This is a genomic window from Pseudoalteromonas sp. 19-MNA-CIBAN-0066, assembly GCF_040308705.1.
Taxonomy (GTDB): Bacteria; Pseudomonadota; Gammaproteobacteria; order Enterobacterales; family Alteromonadaceae; genus Pseudoalteromonas; species Pseudoalteromonas nigrifaciens.
Genome location: NZ_JBEONZ010000125.1, coordinates 1 through 352 on the forward strand (window position 1 = coordinate 1; position 352 = coordinate 352).

Genomic DNA, 352 nt, shown 5'->3' on the forward strand with positions numbered 1-352 from the left:
CCGCAAATGCAAAATAGTGATGCTACAGCAAATGCTAACAACTTTGACTTTGGTGCCAATGTAGATGCGGATGTAAATTTAGCCGGCGGGTTAGCACTTGAAACAAGTGATGGTGAATACTTACCGATTGTAAAGGTGGCCCCTGTTTATCCGCGCCGTGCGTTATCACGTGGCATAGAAGGCTACGTTATTGTTGAGTTTACAGTAACTAAACAAGGCACTGTACGCGACCCACAAGTAGTAAAAGCAGAGCCTGAGTCACTTTTTGATAGAGCTGCGATGGATGCAGCCCTTAAATTTAAATATAAACCGCGCGTAGTAAACGGTGAAGCCGTTGAAGTTGCGGGTGTTC

At 45.2% G+C, this 352-nt stretch carries 1 protein-coding gene; it reads left to right on the forward strand.

What is annotated here, in order from left to right; all coding sequences use genetic code 11:
* The coding region (locus AAEZ18_RS18485; protein ID WP_352255854.1) for an energy transducer TonB at nt 1-352 on the forward strand (352 nt) is incomplete at both ends.